The sequence below is a fragment of the Nocardia rhizosphaerae genome, assembly GCF_042650365.1.
In the GTDB taxonomy this organism is placed as follows: domain Bacteria; phylum Actinomycetota; class Actinomycetes; order Mycobacteriales; family Mycobacteriaceae; genus Nocardia; species Nocardia rhizosphaerae.
Window position 1 is genome coordinate 180,641 of the sequence record NZ_JBHSBA010000005.1, and the last position, 14,186, is coordinate 194,826.

The window sequence follows — 14,186 nt, forward strand, 5'->3', positions numbered from 1 at the left end:
GGGTGTTCACGATCTCCCATTACGCTCGACTCGTGCGGACGCTGCTCATCGTCAATCCGAATGCCACTTCGACCACCCCGGCCACCCGGGATCTGCTCGCGCACGCGCTGGAGAGCCGGACGCAGCTGACAGTTGCGCACACCCAGCATCGCGGTCACGCGGCCGAACTGGCGCAGTGGGCATCGACCCAGGAGATGGACCTGATCGTCGTGCACGGTGGCGACGGGACGGTCAACGAGACCATCAACGGTTTTCTGCCGCTGCCGCAGGTCGCCGACGATCAGCTCTGGCGGCCTCGTCTCGGCATCATTCCCGGCGGCTCGGCCAATGTGTTCGCCCGCGCGCTCGGCATCTCCCCCGACCCGGTCACCGCGACCAATCAGCTCATCGATCTGCTCGCACGCGACGCCGATCGCCGGATCGGGCTCGGGCTCGCCGACGACCGGTGGTTCACCTTCAGCGCGGGCGTCGGGCTGGACGCCGATGTGTGCGAGTCGATCGATGTCGCCCGCGCGAAAGGCCGCAAGGCGACCCCGGCACGCTATCTGCGCACCACCGTGCGCCAGTTCTTCCGTGCCCGCCGCGAAGAACCACGCGTCACCGTCGAGGTGCCGGGACACGATCCGGTGGAATCGGTGTATTACGCCTTCGTCACGAATTCGAGTCCGTGGACCTATCTCGAGGACCGCCCGATTCGCACGAATCCCGGGACGACGTTCGAAACGGGGCTCGGGGTGTTCGCGGTCCGTTCGATGAGTGTGACGCGCACCCTGTTGCTCGCCCGCCAGTTGCTGACTGAGAATGGAAATCCACAGTCGGACAAGCTATTCCGCGTCGACGATGTACCGTCGGTGCGGATCGAGGCCGATGGTGAGATCGGCCTGCAAATCGATGGCGATTTCCTCGGAAAACGCAAGATGGTGCTTTTCACATCGGTGCCCGGCGTCCTCGACGTGGTGGCCCCGAAACCCTCCTGAGCTCGGGACACGCGGAAAAATCTCCCGGTTGCGCTGCGAAAATCGGGAGACGCGAGTACAAAGGACCGGGCAGGTCCCCCGCGAGGGCCCTCTAGAGCGTGAGCTTCCCCACGGTGCGCCGGACACCTATTGACATCTACGGTGTTCGTGAAAGCATTCACAAGCAACCGTGCGGAAACATTCGAGTCGCACAAGTGAACGATCCACTAACCAGCGGTGCCCTTGTGGCGCCCATGCAAAGGAGCAGAGGAATGGACTGGCGCCACAAGGCCATCTGTCGCGACGAGGACCCCGAGCTGTTCTTCCCGGTGGGTAACAGCGGTCCTGCGCTCGCGCAGATTGCCGATGCCAAGCTGGTCTGCGCCCGCTGCCCCGTCACTGCCGATTGCCTGTCGTGGGCCCTGAAGTCGGGCCAGGATGCCGGCGTGTGGGGTGGAATGAGCGAAGACGAGCGGCGCGCGCTCAAGCGGCGCAACGCGCGCACCCGTACGCGCACCTCCGTCTAGTCGACGAGGAGGCGTTGCCGGGCCAGCAGCCCCGGCCCGGTAACGCGTGTGAGAACCCGGCACCCTGCGGTGCCGGGTTTATTGTTGTCCCACAGCGGTTTTCACGTCGTTGTCAGCGCGCCGAACGCCGCCCCAGCGGCACCCGCAGCACCGCGTCGGTACCGACGTCGGCACCGGGGTGCAGGCCGATCGAACCGCCGAGTTCCGAGGTCACCAGGGTGCGCACGATCTGCAGCCCGAGCCGATCCGACCCCTCCAGGCTGAAGCCGGCAGGCAACCCACGGCCGTCGTCGCTGATGATCACGTCGAGCCAGCGAGCCGACCGTTCCGACCGAATCGTCACGGTACCGTCCTCGCCCGGATCGAAGGCGTGCTCGATCGCGTTCTGCACCAGCTCGGTCAGCACCATCACCAGCGGTGTGGCGCGCTCGGCCGAGAACACTCCGAGCGAACCAGCCCTGCGCACCTTGATCCGCGCGGTATGCACCGTGGCAACGTCGGCCATGATCGGCAGCAACCGGTCGACGACCTCGTCGAGATCGACTTCCTCGTCCACCGACATCGACAGCATCTCGTGCACCGAGGCGATCGAGGTGACCCGGCGTACCGACTCGGTCAGCGCCACCTGCGCCTCCGGGTTCTCGGTGCGCCGCGCCTGCAGCCGCAGCAGCGCCGCCACCGTCTGCAGGTTGTTCTTCACCCGGTGGTGGATCTCCCGGATCGTCGCGTCCTTGCTGAGCAGCGCGCGGTCGCGGCGCTTCACCTCGGTGACGTCACGCACCAGCACCGCGGGCCCGGCCAGTTCGCCACCTGGACGCATCACCAGCGTGCGCAGCAGGACGGTCGCCCCGCGTGCCTCCACCTCCATCCGGCGACCGGTACGCCCGGCCAGCGCGGCCTGGATATCGGCGACGACCTCCTGCGCGTCGAACGGATCGGTGATCAGCGAGCGCGTGGTCACCGCCAGATCCTGACCGACCAGATCGGCCTGCATCCCCATCCGGTGGTACGCCGAGAGCGCGTTCGGGCTGGCGTAGACCACGATGCCCTGCGTGTCGAGCCGGATGAAACCGTCGCCGGCCCGCGGGCTGGAATGGGTGGCCGCCCGATCCTCCGGGGTGGGGAAACTGCCGTCGGCGATCATCTGGCACAGGTCGTCGGCGCAGGACACATACGCCTGCTCCAGCGTGCTGCGGACCCGGGAGCGGGCCAGATCGGAGTCGCGGCTCAGCACCGCGATCACATCGTCGCCGCAGCGCACCGGGATGGCCTCGCGCACGGCATGTACCGGACTGGGGTGATATACCCCGCTCACCTCGACCTCGGTGTCGGTGCGCACCGTGCGGCCGGTCAGCAGGGCATCGAACACCTGGGAGAAGTCCGCGCGCGATGCCCTGGTGTCCACCTTGTCGTCGAGGTGGACGGTCGGTGCGGTGGTCGGGCGGATCTGGGCGACGCACACCACGTCGGCGCCGTCGGCGACCGGGCCCGCGCCCACCCACAGCAGCAGATCCGAGAAGGACAGGTCGGCGAGCAACTGCCAGTCGCCCACCACCCGCTGCAGGTGGTCCACGGCGGTGCCGGGGAGATCGGTGTGTTCGGCAAGAAGCTCACTCAGTGTTGCCACGGGGGATCTACCGCTCCGGCGCTAGGCGATGGTGGCGATCAGGTCGCCAGCCTGGAGGACCTGTCCCGGGGCCACATCGATCGAGGTGATATCGCCCTCGACCTCGGTGAGCACCGGGATTTCCATCTTCATCGACTCGAGCAGCACCAGGGTCTGATCGACCGTCACGTGCTGACCGACCGCGACCTCGACAGCGAGCACGGTCGAGACCATCTCCGCGCGCACTTCTTCAGGCATGGCACCCCGTTCATGTAGTCATCGGCCACCGCGCGGCGGCGCCGGCCGTATCCGCCGGAAGTACAGCCAATCACACGTGGGACAATGACCGTCGATCAGACCGAAGAAGGGAGCCACCTATGGGTAAGCGTGGACGTAAGAAGCGCAGCCGCAAGGGCAACGCGGCCAACCACGGCAAGCGGCCCAACTCCTGAGCCGCGCTCAGAAGCTGAAAAAGGGGCACCCGTTCGAACGGGTGCCCCTTTTTTGTGCCGGTGCGCTCGGGTGCCGGTGCGCTCAGCCCTCGGTGCGCTCGATCCTGGTGACCGTGATCGACCGGTGGATCTCCAGCTTCAGCCGCTCCCGCAGGCCCTGCGGCGCGTGCTCACCACCGCACTTGCGGCTGAGCAGACTCTTGATCTTCTCCTCGATACCGTAGGCCTCGATGCACGGGCTGCAGTGATCCATGTGCTGCTGCAGCCGGTCACGGGTGGCCTGATCGCATTCGCCGTCGAGCATGAGCCACACGTCGGCGAGAACCGCCGTGCAGTCCATCTCCATATCGGGGTCGCTCACTTGCTTACCTCCTGGCGTTCCCCACGGTCGAATCCACGGTCGCGCGCCACATCGGCGAGCAGACCCTTCAGTTGCTTGCGGCCGCGATGCAGCCGGGACATCACGGTACCGATCGGGGTGCCCATGATGTCGGCGATTTCCTTGTACGGGAAACCCTCGACGTCGGCGTAGTACACCGCCATCCGGAATTCCTCCGGCAGCTGCTGCAGCGCGGCCTTGATCTCGTCGTCGGGCAGCGCGTCCAGCGCCTCCACCTCGGCCGAGCGCAGGCCGGTCGAGGAGTGTTCGGCGGTGGCGGCGAGCTGCCAGTCGGTGATCTCGTCGGTCGGGTACTGCGCGGGCTGGCGCTGCTTCTTGCGGTAGGAGTTGATGTAGGTGTTGGTCAGGATGCGGTACAGCCAGGCGCGCAGGTTGGTGCCCTCCTTGAAGGACTTGAACCCCTGGAACGCCTTGACATACGTCTCCTGAACCAGATCCTCGGCATCGGCCGGGTTCCTGGTCATCCGCAGGGCGGCGCCGTAGAGCTGGTCGAGCATCGGGAGCGCATCGCGCTCGAACCGTGCCGCCAGCTCGGTTTCGTCGACTCCTGAGCCGGATGCCCCGGCAGGCACCACGTCATCGTCGCTCGTCACACCAATCCCTTCGATCGCCGTAGTAGCCGAATCTACCGGCAGCACGGAATCGAAGGGCAATCGCGCACCCCCGGGCGAGCTGGGACGCTCCTCGAGCAGCAGTGTCACGCTCTCTCCTTCACGGGTCGTGGTGGGCGCTTGTCATTCGTGTGCAACATGAGCCCCCGGATCGGTGTTCCCGCCGATGCGGAAAATCGTTTGCCGTCGGGGGCGCCCGCCTGGCTACTGTGACGCCCATGGCATCGACTCCGGCGATCAAGGCCCTCACCGCGGCGGGGATCGCGCACCGTGTGCACAGCTACCATCACGATCCGCGGGCGGAGTCCTACGGTGACGAGGCGGTCGACGCGCTCGGCGCCGAGCTGGGGGTGCGGGCCGAGCAGATCTTCAAGACCCTGGTGATCGAGCTGTCCACCGGCGCGCTGGCTGTCGCGGTGTTGCCGGTGCCCGCCAAGCTGTCACTCAAGGCCGCCGCCGCGGCACTCGGCGCGCCGAAGGCGAGCATGGCCGACAAGACCAAGGCCGAGCGAACCACCGGCTATGTCCTCGGCGGGGTGTCCCCGCTCGGCCAGCGCAAGAAGCTGCCGACGGTGCTCGACGCCTCGGCGCTGGACTGGGACCTGGTGTTGTGCAGCGCGGGCAAACGCGGCCTCGAGATCGAGCTCGCGCCTGCCGATCTGGTGCGCGCCGCCACCGCGGTCACCGCCCGGATCGCCAGCTGAGCCCATCCGATCGCGACTTCGTTCCGAATCCACTCCCGACGCACTCCGCGCCCGGTACGACCGATTCGACCCGAGGATGTGATGCGAGAGATGTCCACTCGTTCGACGATCGCCACCCTGTCCGGTGCACTTGTCCTTGCCTTCGGCGCCGTCACCTTCGCCGCGCCGGCCACCGCCATTCCCCCGGTGGCCCCCACCCATCCCACCGAGCCAGGCGATTTCCCGCTCAACGGCAACGGCACGGCGCCCAAGAACTCCCCGCAGGCCGCGCCGGAGCGGGACGAGAAGGCCGAGAAGGCGGAGAAGCTCGGCGGCGGCGTCGTCACCGAGCTGATCGACCTGGCCACCGGAGTCATCAAGTGCGGCCTGAACATCGCCACCGATTCGGTGCCCTGCAAGCTCTGATCGCCTGCCGACGGCCGGGCCGGATCACTCGCGGATCCCGCCCGGCCGTTCCGTGCGCGCGGTCAGAACAGGGCGTCCGGCGCGGTATCGGGGTCGGCGCTCAGCAGTTCGGGGCCGTTGTTGCCGACATTGTTGACGAGGGTGGAGACCGGGCGGGCCACGATGGCGGCCACCTCGGTGGGGGACGCGCCGGTGAGCAGGTCGGCGGGGGCGGGGCGGTCGGGGTCGAGCCAGGCGTCCCAGTGTTCGCGCGGCATGGGCAGTGGCATGCGGTCGTGGATGCGGGCCAGGTCGCCGACGGCGTCGGTGGTGAGGATCGTGCACGACAGCAGCGGGGCGGCGTCGGGAACGTCGCGGTCGCGCCATACCGACCACAGCCCGGCCATGTACAGCCGTGATCCGTCGGCGTGTGACATGTAGAACGGCCGCTTGACGGCCTTGCCCTTCGCCGTCGGCGCCGGCTCGACCAGCCATTCGTACCAGCCGTCCATCGGGACGAGGCAGCGCTTGTGCTTGGCCGAGTCGCGGAACGAGGGCGCGCTGATCGCCCGGTCGGCGCGCGCGTTGAACAGCGGCTTGCCCTTCGTGGGCACGCCCGGCTCGCCCGCCTTGGTCCAGGCCGGGATCAGGCCCCAGCGCATGCGCCGCACCCGCAGCCGCGGATCGTCGTCGGGCGCGCCGTGCTCGTGGCGTTCCACCACGGTCAGCACCTGGCTGGTCGGCGCCACGTTGTAGCTGACCGCGGCGGCGGGGTCGCTCGCGTCCAGATCGGTCTCGTCGACGGCGTCGAGCTCGGCCGCGAGGCGACCCGGATTGGTGGTCGTCGCATATCGTCCGCACATAAGTGTCATCGTCGCACCGCCGTCCGACAACTACCGACCACGCCGAATTCCGCACCACCCGTGTGTCCCGGACGCACATGCGCGAAGATGGGCGAGTGAGTTTCTGGCCAGCGCCCCATATCGAGGTCCCCGTCCACGCCACCGTCACCCTGCCCGGATCGAAGTCCATCACCAATCGCGCGCTCATCCTCGCCGCGCTCGCCGATGGCCCGTCCACCCTCACCGGTGCGCTGCGCAGCCGCGACACCGACCTGATGATCACGGCACTGCAGGGCCTCGGTACCGAGATCGTCGGTGACGCCGAGACCCTCACCGTCACGCCCGCCCCGCTGCGCAGCGCGGCCGTCGACTGCGGCCTGGCGGGCACCATCATGCGCTTCCTGCCGCCCGCCGCCGCGCTGGCGACCGGTGACGTCGCCTTCTTCGGCGACGAGCAGGCCAAGCACCGCCCGCTCACCACCATCCTCGACGCGCTGCGCAAGCTCGGCCTCGACGTCGACGGTGACGCGCTGCCGTTCGTCGTGCACGGCACCGGCAGTCTGCGCGGTGGCGCCGTCACCATCGACGCGTCCGGCTCCTCGCAGTTCGTCTCCGGGCTGCTGCTCTCGGCCGCCCGCTTCGAGGAGGGCATCACCGTCCACCACGACGGCAAGCAGCTGCCATCGATGCCGCACATCGAGATGACGGTGGAGATGCTGCGCCGCGCCGACGTGCGCGTGCAGACTCCCGCCGACTCACGCAGCGCGCAGACCTGGACCGTGGAGCCGGGCCCGATCCGCGCCGTGGACTGGGAGATCGAACCCGACCTGTCCAATGCCACCCCGTTCCTCGCCGCGGCCGCGGTCACCGGCGGTGAGGTGAGCATCCCGATGTGGCCGCGCGGCACCACCCAGCCCGGTGACGTGATCCGCGAGATCCTGGTGCGGATGGGCGCGGAGGCGCGGATCTTCGACGGCGTGCTCACCGTGCGCGGCCCGGATCGGCTGGCGGGCATCGATATCGACCTGCACGACGTCGGCGAGCTCACCCCCACCGTCGCCGCGCTGGCCGCGCTGGCCGACTCGCCCTCCTCGCTGCGCGGCATCGCGCATCTGCGCGGCCACGAAACCGACCGGCTCGCCGCGCTGTCCGCCGAGATCAACCGGCTCGGCGGCGCGGTCACCGAGACCGACGACGGCCTCGAGATCGTGCCCGCCCCGCTGCACGGCGGACAGTGGCACTCCTACGCCGATCACCGGATGGCCACCGCCGGCGCGATTCTCGGCCTGCGGGTGCCCGGGGTGGCGATCGAGGACATCAGCACCACGGCCAAAACGCTGCCGACTTTCGTCACCTTGTGGGAGCAGATGCTGGCGCCCGCGTTATCGGGTGAGGGAGCGGCGCACTGAGCCGCCGCGGCCGCACCGCAGCCAGCTACGACGAATCCGATGTGCGGGTCCGTCCCGGCAAGGCCTCGCGTCCACGCACCAAGACCCGCCCCCAGCACACCGACGCCGAGGCCGCGATGGTGGTCTCGGTGGATCGCGGGCGCTGGGGGTGTGTGCTCGACGGTGACGCCGAGCGCCGCATCGTCGCCATGCGTGCGCGCGAACTCGGCCGCACCCCGATCGTGGTGGGCGATCAGGTCGACGTCGTCGGCGATCTGACCGGCAAACCCGACACCCTCGCCCGGATCGTGCGGGTCGCCGAGCGCGGCACCGTACTGCGCCGCACCGCCGACGACACCGATCCGTTCGAGCGGATCGTCGTCGCCAATGCCCAACAGTTGTTCATCGTGGTCGCGCTGGCCGATCCGCCACCGCGCACCGGATTCGTGGAGCGGGCGATGGTCGCCGCGTACGCCGGTGGGCTGGAACCGATTCTGGTGCTCACCAAGCGGGATCTGGCGGCGGAGTCCGAATTCGCGGCCGCCTTCGACGGTTTGGATCTGCGGATCATCTATGCCGGGATCGACGATCCGATCGAGCCGGTGCGCGACCTCGCCGACGACCGGCTGACCGCCCTGATCGGACACTCCGGGGTCGGCAAGTCGACGATGGTGAATCGTCTTGTGCCCGACGCGTATCGGGCGGTCGGCGAGGTGTCCGGCGTCGGCAAGGGCAAGCACACCTCCACCCAGTCGGTGGCGCTGCCGCTGCCCGACGGCGGCTGGGTGATCGACACGCCCGGTGTGCGCTCGTTCGGCCTCGCGCACATCACCCCCGACGACGTGATCGCCTCGTTCACCGATCTCGCCGACGCCATCGAGGACTGCCCGCGCGGCTGCACCCATCTCGGCCCGCCCGCCGATCCCGAGTGCGCGCTCGACCAGCTCCCCGGCACGGAACGGCGCGTCGCCGCGATCCGTCAGCTGCTCGCCGCGCTGATCTCCAACGAGACCTGGTAGCAACCGATTCCGTGCCGGGATCCGGGCTCAGAACCCGAGCGAACCGGTGCCGCTGCCGGTATCGACGCCGCCGCCGTCGCCGGGATCGGTCGGCACGTCGGCCACGGTGACGACCTTGGTCGTCGACGAGCTCGCCACGCCGCTGCGCCCGGAGAAGGTCGCGCCGATGGTGTATGACCCGGCCGCGCCGGGCGTCCAGACGATCGTGGCCGTGCCGTTCGCGTTGACCGGGATGTCGCCGAGAACCTGGTCGCCGGCCTTGAACTGGACCGTGCCACCGGCACCGGGCGGGCTCACGCTCGCTTCCAGTGTGACCGCCTTGCCGACCTGCGCGCCGGTCACATCGGTGAGCACCGTGCTCGACACCGCATCGCTGGACACCGTGATCGCCGGGCCCTTGCCCTGGTAGATGCCGTCGCCGAGCGAGCCGCCGTAGTGCATGGAGGTCGGCAGCGGGACGTCGCGGGCGCAGTTCACGCCCACCTTGTACTGCACTTCGAAGGTCTGCGATTTCGGCTGGATGTTCGGGTACACCGGGTATTTGGTGATGCCGAACTCCGCGCGCACCCAGTCCGAGGACGAGGTGTCAAGGGTGACCACGTCACCGCCCATCTTCGCCGACCCCGGTACCGGGGTGAGGCACGCCGGGTGCAGATCCTTGATGTTGTAGATGTATTCGACCGGAATCCCGGTCCGCTCGAACTTCGTGGTCACGGTGATCGTGTCGCCGACGACCGGGGTGGTGTTCGAGACGGTCCGGGTGAACTTGCTGTTGCCGTCTGTCCAGACGACCGACCCCGGCGCGGCGGTGGCGGTGCCGGGCACGGCCGCCACCGCGAAGCCCGCCGCCACCGCGAACGCGGCCAGAGATCCGGCCACCCGCTGCATTCTGCTGTCCACCATCGTTGTCTCCCACATGGCCGCGGACGGCGCCCGACTCCGGCGTCGGTGCGCGGTCACGCCCGCGTCGGCAGCAGTAGATCACGATATGGTTCCGCACGGAGGTAAATAAGAAACATGTATCAGTCAGATTGCGAATCGGCCTCACGTTCACTCGCGCACCCGGCAACGGACACCAGGCGCCGGTACCGTCTACCCCCATGAAGCCACCGGCGATCGGGTATCTGCGCCGCGACATCTCAGGTGTCGCCCAATCCTGGGACGAAACGCAGATCCGTTCCCTAGCCGAACGTCTCGGCTACCGCTTCACCAAGACCGTGGTGTTCAGCGACCGCACCACCGACCCGATCGGCAGGCTCCTCGACGTGGTCGGCACCACCGAGGCCGCCGCCGTGGTCACCCCCGACCTCGGCCACCTCGGCGACCACGCCGAGGTGGTACTCGCCGCCTGCGACGTCATCACGGTCTCGCCGGAGACCACGCACGCCCGTCCGGCGGCCCCAGCGCTGCCCCGCTAGGTTCCGCGCGGCCCGCGGCTGGGACTCAGCCCCGTCCCGGCGGCGCGTGCCAGGTTCCGCTGAGCTCCATGAGTTCCCGGTACGCGGCGCGATCGGCGGAAAGGCGCTGCGCGGCCGCGGCGATCGTCGCCGGGGTGAAGTCGCCGGCCCCGAGCGTCGCCTGATGCTCGACGGCCTCGTCCGCGAGCGCGACGAGCAGATCCGCGAGCCTGCCGATCTGCTGCTCGACCGAACCCGAGCGGCGTCCACCCAGCTGGTCGGTCATGCCGTCGGCCACGCCGAGTTGATACAGGCGATTCATCGAATCGGGCAGCCCGCGCGTGCTGTCGGCGTCGACCCAGCCCTTGTGCTGGAGTTCGGTGACGACATTCCAGGCCTGGGTGAGTCGGTTCCACTGGCCTTGCAGGCGTGGTGGTAGTTGCGGGGGTGGCGGGCCGACCGGGGTCGGTGGACGAACAGGCATCGGCGGCATCGGTATCCGGCCACCATGCAGACGATCGTGCCGCTGTTCCAGCGCCTGGTCGTAGTTGAACACCGCGACGAAGGGCGCGGCGCCGACGAAGACGGCGATCAGGACAACCGTCTTTGAGTCGACCACAGCGCCACCGAGGATGGCCGCCGCGATACACAGCGCGAACCAGAATCCCGCGAATGCCCACGCCCAGAGCACCGAATCCGGCCGTTGATACTTCATCCCTACCCCCGCCCACCGGTTCGACTCCCCACATTATGCCCGGCGGCCATCCGGGCCCCGATCCGGGAAGCCCCACCCGAACATAGCCCTTCCTATCGTCTGATCGAGGTGTCCATCGACACCGACCGGGCGGCCACGCAAGCGCGACGATGAACCTCGCAAAACGCCCACTGTTCGCGCGCCAGGAGGCTGTGCCGATGTGTTCCGAGATTCTCGAGCTGGACGCTGTCGACGTCGATCCCGACGACTACGTCCGGGCGTTGATGACCTGGCATTTCGATGCCGCGACGGGAAGCCCGTACTGGCTACGGCGGGCCGAGCTGCTGGATTTCGATCCGCGCGCCGATGTGCGGACCTTCGCGGATTTGCGCCTGTTCCCCAACGTCATCGACGAGTTCCGTGATGTCGCGGTGGAGGACCTGATTCCGCGCGGGCTGACCGGAGCGGACCGGGAGATCGCGGGGATCTTCGAAAGCGGCGGAACCACGGGGGCACCGAAGCGGTTCGTGATGTTCGAACCGTGGATGGAGTTCGCGCTGTCCTGGGACGAACACCACTACGCCGAGCTCGGCACGATGAACACCCTGGCGATCGCGCCGAGCGGCCCACACATGTTCGGCGAATTCGCTTCCCGGCGAGCCCGCAGGCACGACGGAGTGAAGTTCACCGTCGATCTGGATCCCCGCTGGATCAAGCACCTGATCGGCTCCGGGGACACCGAGGGCGCCGACCGCTACGCCGAACACCTGATCGATCAGGCCGCCGCCATTCTGACCACCCAGTCCGTCGGCATCCTCATCGCGACGCCGCCGCTGCTCGAGCGCCTGGCCCGGCGCCCCGAACTGGTCGACGCGGTGCGCAAGCAGGTGAAGTTCCTGTGCTGGAGCGGCGCGCACATGGACGCCGACACCAGGGATATCCTGCGCCAGGAGGTCTTTCCCGGCATCCCGCTCAAAGGTCTGTACGGCAGCACCACCATTCTCGGCATGTCCCGCGAGCGCGACGAGGAACGCGCCGACGGGCTCGCGGTCTTCGATACCCCGAGCCCGTTCATCGCCTTCCGGGTGGTCGATCCGGCCACCGGCGACGACGTCGCCTACGGCGAGCGCGGTCAGGTCGTGATGAACCACCTCACCAAATACGCACTGCTGCCGAACAATCTGGAACGCGACACCGCCGTGCGCGCCGAACCGGCACCGGGCGCGCTCGGTTGCGCGGTCGCCGATGTGCGTCCGGTGACGACCTTCGCCGAGAAGTCCGTCATCGAGGGGGTGTACTGATGATCGAGATCGACGCGCTCGGCCCCGCTGGCGACTACCGCGCCAGGCAGCGTATTCCGATCACCGCGCTCGACGGCACCGAAGTCGGCTCGCTCGGCCAGGTTCCGGCGCTGTTCGTGCGGCGCGCGCTCACCGCCATGCGGGCCGCGCCCACCGTCCCCGTCGCCGAACGCCTCGCCCTGATGAGCAAGGCCGCCGAGCTGTTCACCACCGCCACGATCGGCGGGCTCGACCCCGAGGACTACGTGCGGATCGTCTCGACCGTATCCGGCGTGCCGCGCCAGGTGGTGCGTCAGTCCGCCGACTGGGTCGCCGAAGTCCTTCGGTCCCAGGCCGACACGATGACGCTGGCCATGCCGCGGGGCGCGGTGCCCGAATGGCAGGACGAGCCGACCCGCACCGGCGCCGCGGTCTGGGTGCGCAAGGGCGAGGTGTTCGCCGTCCACGCGGCGGGCAACACCCCCGCGGTGCACGGGCTCTGGCCCGAGGCGCTGGCGCTCGGCTACAAGGTGGTGGTCCGTCCGTCGGCGCGCGAGCCGTTCACCGCCGTCCGGCTGGTGAGCGCGCTGCGCACGGCCGGGTTCCCCGCCGAGTCGGTCGTACTGCTGCCCACCGACTACGCGGCGGCCGACGTGATCATCGCCGAGGCCGACTACGCGATCGTCTACGGCGGACAGGACGTCGTCGACAAGTACGGCGCGAGCAGGCGGGTGCTGACCCAGGGTCCGGGCCGGTCGAAGATCCTGATCACCGCCGAGGTGGACTGGCGCGAGCACCTCGACGTGATCGCCGATTCGGTGAGCCATCTCGGCGGCACCGCCTGCACCTGCACCACCGGGATCCTGGTCGAGGGCGACCCGGAACCGCTGGCCACCGCGCTGGCCGAGCGGCTCGACCGCATTCCCAGCCTGCCCGCCGACCACCCCGACGCGCTGCTCACCGTGCAGCCGTTGCCCGCGGTGACCGCGCTGGACGAGTATCTGCACGAGGTCGCGGGCAGTGCGGTGCCGCTGCTCGGCGGCGAGAGCATCGTCGACGAACTGCCGTCCGGCGGCGCGGTGCTGCGCCCGGCCGTGCACCTCCTCGACTCGGCGACCGCACCGCAACTCGGGGTCGAACTGGCCTTCCCCTGCGCCTGGGTCGGACCGTGGCAGCCGTCGGACGGTGTTGCGCCGCTGCGTGATTCACTGGTCCTCACCGCCATGACCACCCGCGCCGAGCTCGTTGACGAACTGCTGAACGAACCGAGCATCACCAACCTGTACCTGGGCGACAACCCGACCACCTGGCTGCGCCCCGGCGTCCCGCATGACGGCTACCTGGCCGAGTTCCTCATGCGCTGCAAGGGGATGATCCGCTCGGGCATCTGATCGTCCGGGCACTGCGCGGTCGCCGCTCGCCTGCGCACGCTGTCGATGCTCGGCGGCTCTGCAACCTGCTCCGGGCGGTGGCCGTCCTGATGATCGTGCGCAGGCGGATCCTGAATTCCGCCGCGCGACAACCGATCAGCCGTGTCCCGCGCCGATGGTGTGCAGGATGTCGTGGATGACCGGGTCGGCGAGGCGGTTGGCCACCGTGCGACCCTCGCGGCTGGAGACGACGCAGCCTTCGGTGCGCAGTACGCGCAGCGCCTGGGAGATGGCGTTCTCGCTGCGGCCGACGGCGGCGGCGAGTTCGCCGACACTGATGCCGGGACTGCGGTGCAGGCACAGCAGGATCTCCAGGCGGTTCGGATCCGCGAGCAGGGCGAAGCGCTGGGCCCATGCGGCGATCTGGACATCGCCGATCGCGCGGCGGCCCAGTTCGACCGGCGATCCATCCAGCGTGCGCGGCTCTCCCATGGCGTCATTCAGCTTACAACTCGTCTATCATCTGTCCACCTGTTCAGATAGACATGAGTTGGGA

The 14,186-nt window shown here is 68.8% G+C and carries 18 protein-coding genes; 10 read left to right on the forward strand and 8 right to left on the reverse strand.

The features are described from left to right. Nucleotides 1–32: 32 nt before the first annotated feature. Nucleotides 33–977 (forward strand): diacylglycerol/lipid kinase family protein, encoded by a 945-nt coding sequence (locus tag ACFOW8_RS10480; RefSeq protein WP_378549253.1) that lies wholly within the window; start codon nucleotides 33–35, stop codon nucleotides 975–977. A 251-nt stretch (nucleotides 978–1,228) separates the two neighbouring features. Further along, nucleotides 1,229–1,483: a WhiB family transcriptional regulator gene (locus ACFOW8_RS10485; protein ID WP_022567051.1), complete on the forward strand. Its 255-nt coding sequence runs from the start codon at nucleotides 1,229–1,231 to the stop codon at nucleotides 1,481–1,483. A 112-nt stretch (nucleotides 1,484–1,595) separates the two neighbouring features. Here ACFOW8_RS10485 and ACFOW8_RS10490 read toward each other — a convergent pair whose 3' ends face one another. Then, nucleotides 1,596–3,110 (reverse strand): sensor histidine kinase, encoded by a 1,515-nt coding sequence (locus tag ACFOW8_RS10490; RefSeq protein ID WP_378549258.1) that lies wholly within the window; start codon nucleotides 3,108–3,110, stop codon nucleotides 1,596–1,598. A 21-nt stretch (nucleotides 3,111–3,131) separates the two neighbouring features. Further along, complete coding sequence (locus ACFOW8_RS10495) at nucleotides 3,132–3,347, reverse strand: biotin/lipoyl-binding carrier protein (protein WP_378549261.1); 216 nt, start codon at nucleotides 3,345–3,347, stop codon at nucleotides 3,132–3,134. Nucleotides 3,348–3,466: 119 nt separating this feature from the next. Between ACFOW8_RS10495 and ACFOW8_RS10500 the strand changes: the two genes are divergently transcribed. Continuing rightward, complete coding sequence (locus ACFOW8_RS10500; RefSeq protein ID WP_110293457.1) at nucleotides 3,467–3,541, forward strand: 50S ribosomal protein bL37; 75 nt, start codon at nucleotides 3,467–3,469, stop codon at nucleotides 3,539–3,541. An 82-nt stretch (nucleotides 3,542–3,623) separates the two neighbouring features. Here the strand turns inward: ACFOW8_RS10500 and rsrA are convergent, their stop codons facing one another. Beyond that, nucleotides 3,624–3,887 carry a mycothiol system anti-sigma-R factor gene (gene rsrA / locus ACFOW8_RS10505; protein WP_378550695.1) on the reverse strand — a complete coding sequence of 88 codons (264 nt, stop codon included), beginning with the start codon at nucleotides 3,885–3,887 and terminating at the stop codon, nucleotides 3,624–3,626. 11 nt (nucleotides 3,888–3,898) lie between these two features. After that, nucleotides 3,899–4,540, reverse strand: a complete 642-nt coding sequence (locus ACFOW8_RS10510) for a sigma-70 family RNA polymerase sigma factor (RefSeq protein WP_378550697.1) — start codon at nucleotides 4,538–4,540, stop codon at nucleotides 3,899–3,901. Between the two features lie 230 nt (nucleotides 4,541–4,770). Here ACFOW8_RS10510 and ybaK point away from each other — a divergent pair, with 230 nt between their 5' ends. Both ybaK and ACFOW8_RS10520 read left to right on the forward strand, forming a co-directional pair. Continuing rightward, nucleotides 4,771–5,256 (forward strand): Cys-tRNA(Pro) deacylase, encoded by a 486-nt coding sequence (gene ybaK / locus ACFOW8_RS10515; protein WP_378549264.1) that lies wholly within the window; start codon nucleotides 4,771–4,773, stop codon nucleotides 5,254–5,256. A gap of 90 nt (nucleotides 5,257–5,346) precedes the next feature. Then, nucleotides 5,347–5,661: a hypothetical protein gene (locus ACFOW8_RS10520; RefSeq protein WP_378549267.1), complete on the forward strand. Its 315-nt coding sequence runs from the start codon at nucleotides 5,347–5,349 to the stop codon at nucleotides 5,659–5,661. Nucleotides 5,662–5,723: 62 nt separating this feature from the next. On the opposite strand, the gene ACFOW8_RS10525 is transcribed toward ACFOW8_RS10520, so the two are convergent. Beyond that, complete coding sequence (locus tag ACFOW8_RS10525) at nucleotides 5,724–6,503, reverse strand: SOS response-associated peptidase (protein ID WP_378549270.1); 780 nt, start codon at nucleotides 6,501–6,503, stop codon at nucleotides 5,724–5,726. Nucleotides 6,504–6,580: 77 nt separating this feature from the next. On the opposite strand from ACFOW8_RS10525, the gene aroA reads away from it, so the two are divergent. Both aroA and rsgA read left to right on the forward strand, forming a co-directional pair. After that, the gene (gene aroA, locus ACFOW8_RS10530; RefSeq protein ID WP_378549273.1) at nucleotides 6,581–7,891 is read left to right on the forward strand and encodes a 3-phosphoshikimate 1-carboxyvinyltransferase; all 1,311 of its coding nucleotides are present in this window, start codon (nucleotides 6,581–6,583) and stop codon (nucleotides 7,889–7,891) included. Beyond that, nucleotides 7,888–8,889: a ribosome small subunit-dependent GTPase A gene (rsgA, locus tag ACFOW8_RS10535; protein ID WP_378550699.1), complete on the forward strand. Its 1,002-nt coding sequence runs from the start codon at nucleotides 7,888–7,890 to the stop codon at nucleotides 8,887–8,889. Before aroA ends, rsgA begins: the two co-directional genes overlap by 4 nt. A 27-nt stretch (nucleotides 8,890–8,916) precedes the next feature. Here the strand turns inward: rsgA and ACFOW8_RS10540 are convergent, their stop codons facing one another. Next, on the reverse strand, nucleotides 8,917–9,792 hold the full coding sequence (locus ACFOW8_RS10540) for an Ig-like domain-containing protein (RefSeq protein ID WP_378549276.1): 876 nt from the start codon (nucleotides 9,790–9,792) through the stop codon (nucleotides 8,917–8,919). Between the two features lie 197 nt (nucleotides 9,793–9,989). Between ACFOW8_RS10540 and ACFOW8_RS10545 the strand changes: the two genes are divergently transcribed. Further along, complete coding sequence (locus ACFOW8_RS10545; RefSeq protein WP_378549278.1) at nucleotides 9,990–10,307, forward strand: hypothetical protein; 318 nt, start codon at nucleotides 9,990–9,992, stop codon at nucleotides 10,305–10,307. A 25-nt stretch (nucleotides 10,308–10,332) separates the two neighbouring features. Here the strand turns inward: ACFOW8_RS10545 and ACFOW8_RS10550 are convergent, their stop codons facing one another. After that, a complete protein-coding gene (locus ACFOW8_RS10550) occupies nucleotides 10,333–11,001 on the reverse strand; it encodes a hypothetical protein (RefSeq protein ID WP_378549281.1) in 669 nt (222 codons plus the stop codon). A gap of 197 nt (nucleotides 11,002–11,198) precedes the next feature. On the opposite strand from ACFOW8_RS10550, the gene ACFOW8_RS10555 reads away from it, so the two are divergent. Both ACFOW8_RS10555 and ACFOW8_RS10560 read left to right on the forward strand, forming a co-directional pair. Further along, nucleotides 11,199–12,281, forward strand: coding sequence for an AMP-binding protein (locus tag ACFOW8_RS10555; protein ID WP_378549284.1), 1,083 nt, complete (start codon nucleotides 11,199–11,201; stop codon nucleotides 12,279–12,281). Further along, nucleotides 12,281–13,651, forward strand: a complete 1,371-nt coding sequence (locus tag ACFOW8_RS10560; protein ID WP_378549287.1) for an aldehyde dehydrogenase family protein — start codon at nucleotides 12,281–12,283, stop codon at nucleotides 13,649–13,651. The genes ACFOW8_RS10555 and ACFOW8_RS10560 overlap by 1 nt, the downstream gene beginning before the upstream one ends. 135 nt (nucleotides 13,652–13,786) lie before the next feature. Here ACFOW8_RS10560 and ACFOW8_RS10565 read toward each other — a convergent pair whose 3' ends face one another. Next, nucleotides 13,787–14,122 carry an ArsR/SmtB family transcription factor gene (locus ACFOW8_RS10565; RefSeq protein ID WP_378549290.1) on the reverse strand — a complete coding sequence of 112 codons (336 nt, stop codon included), beginning with the start codon at nucleotides 14,120–14,122 and terminating at the stop codon, nucleotides 13,787–13,789. Nucleotides 14,123–14,186 lie beyond the last annotated feature (64 nt).

Coding starts and splice junctions, on each gene's coding strand:
- ACFOW8_RS10485 (WP_022567051.1), top strand. CDS start 1,229: ATGGACTGGCGCCACAAGGCCATCTGTCGCGACGAGGACCCCGAGCTG.
- ACFOW8_RS10495 (WP_378549261.1), bottom strand. CDS start 3,347: ATGCCTGAAGAAGTGCGCGCGGAGATGGTCTCGACCGTGCTCGCTGTC.
- rsrA (WP_378550695.1), bottom strand. CDS start 3,887: ATGGAGATGGACTGCACGGCGGTTCTCGCCGACGTGTGGCTCATGCTC.
- ybaK (WP_378549264.1), top strand. CDS start 4,771: ATGGCATCGACTCCGGCGATCAAGGCCCTCACCGCGGCGGGGATCGCG.
- ACFOW8_RS10520 (WP_378549267.1), top strand. CDS start 5,347: ATGTCCACTCGTTCGACGATCGCCACCCTGTCCGGTGCACTTGTCCTT.
- ACFOW8_RS10525 (WP_378549270.1), bottom strand. CDS start 6,503: ATGTGCGGACGATATGCGACGACCACCAATCCGGGTCGCCTCGCGGCC.
- aroA (WP_378549273.1), top strand. CDS start 6,581: ATGCGCGAAGATGGGCGAGTGAGTTTCTGGCCAGCGCCCCATATCGAG.
- ACFOW8_RS10540 (WP_378549276.1), bottom strand. CDS start 9,792: ATGGTGGACAGCAGAATGCAGCGGGTGGCCGGATCTCTGGCCGCGTTC.
- ACFOW8_RS10545 (WP_378549278.1), top strand. CDS start 9,990: ATGAAGCCACCGGCGATCGGGTATCTGCGCCGCGACATCTCAGGTGTC.
- ACFOW8_RS10550 (WP_378549281.1), bottom strand. CDS start 11,001: ATGAAGTATCAACGGCCGGATTCGGTGCTCTGGGCGTGGGCATTCGCG.
- ACFOW8_RS10555 (WP_378549284.1), top strand. CDS start 11,199: ATGTGTTCCGAGATTCTCGAGCTGGACGCTGTCGACGTCGATCCCGAC.
- ACFOW8_RS10560 (WP_378549287.1), top strand. CDS start 12,281: ATGATCGAGATCGACGCGCTCGGCCCCGCTGGCGACTACCGCGCCAGG.
- ACFOW8_RS10565 (WP_378549290.1), bottom strand. CDS start 14,122: ATGGGAGAGCCGCGCACGCTGGATGGATCGCCGGTCGAACTGGGCCGC.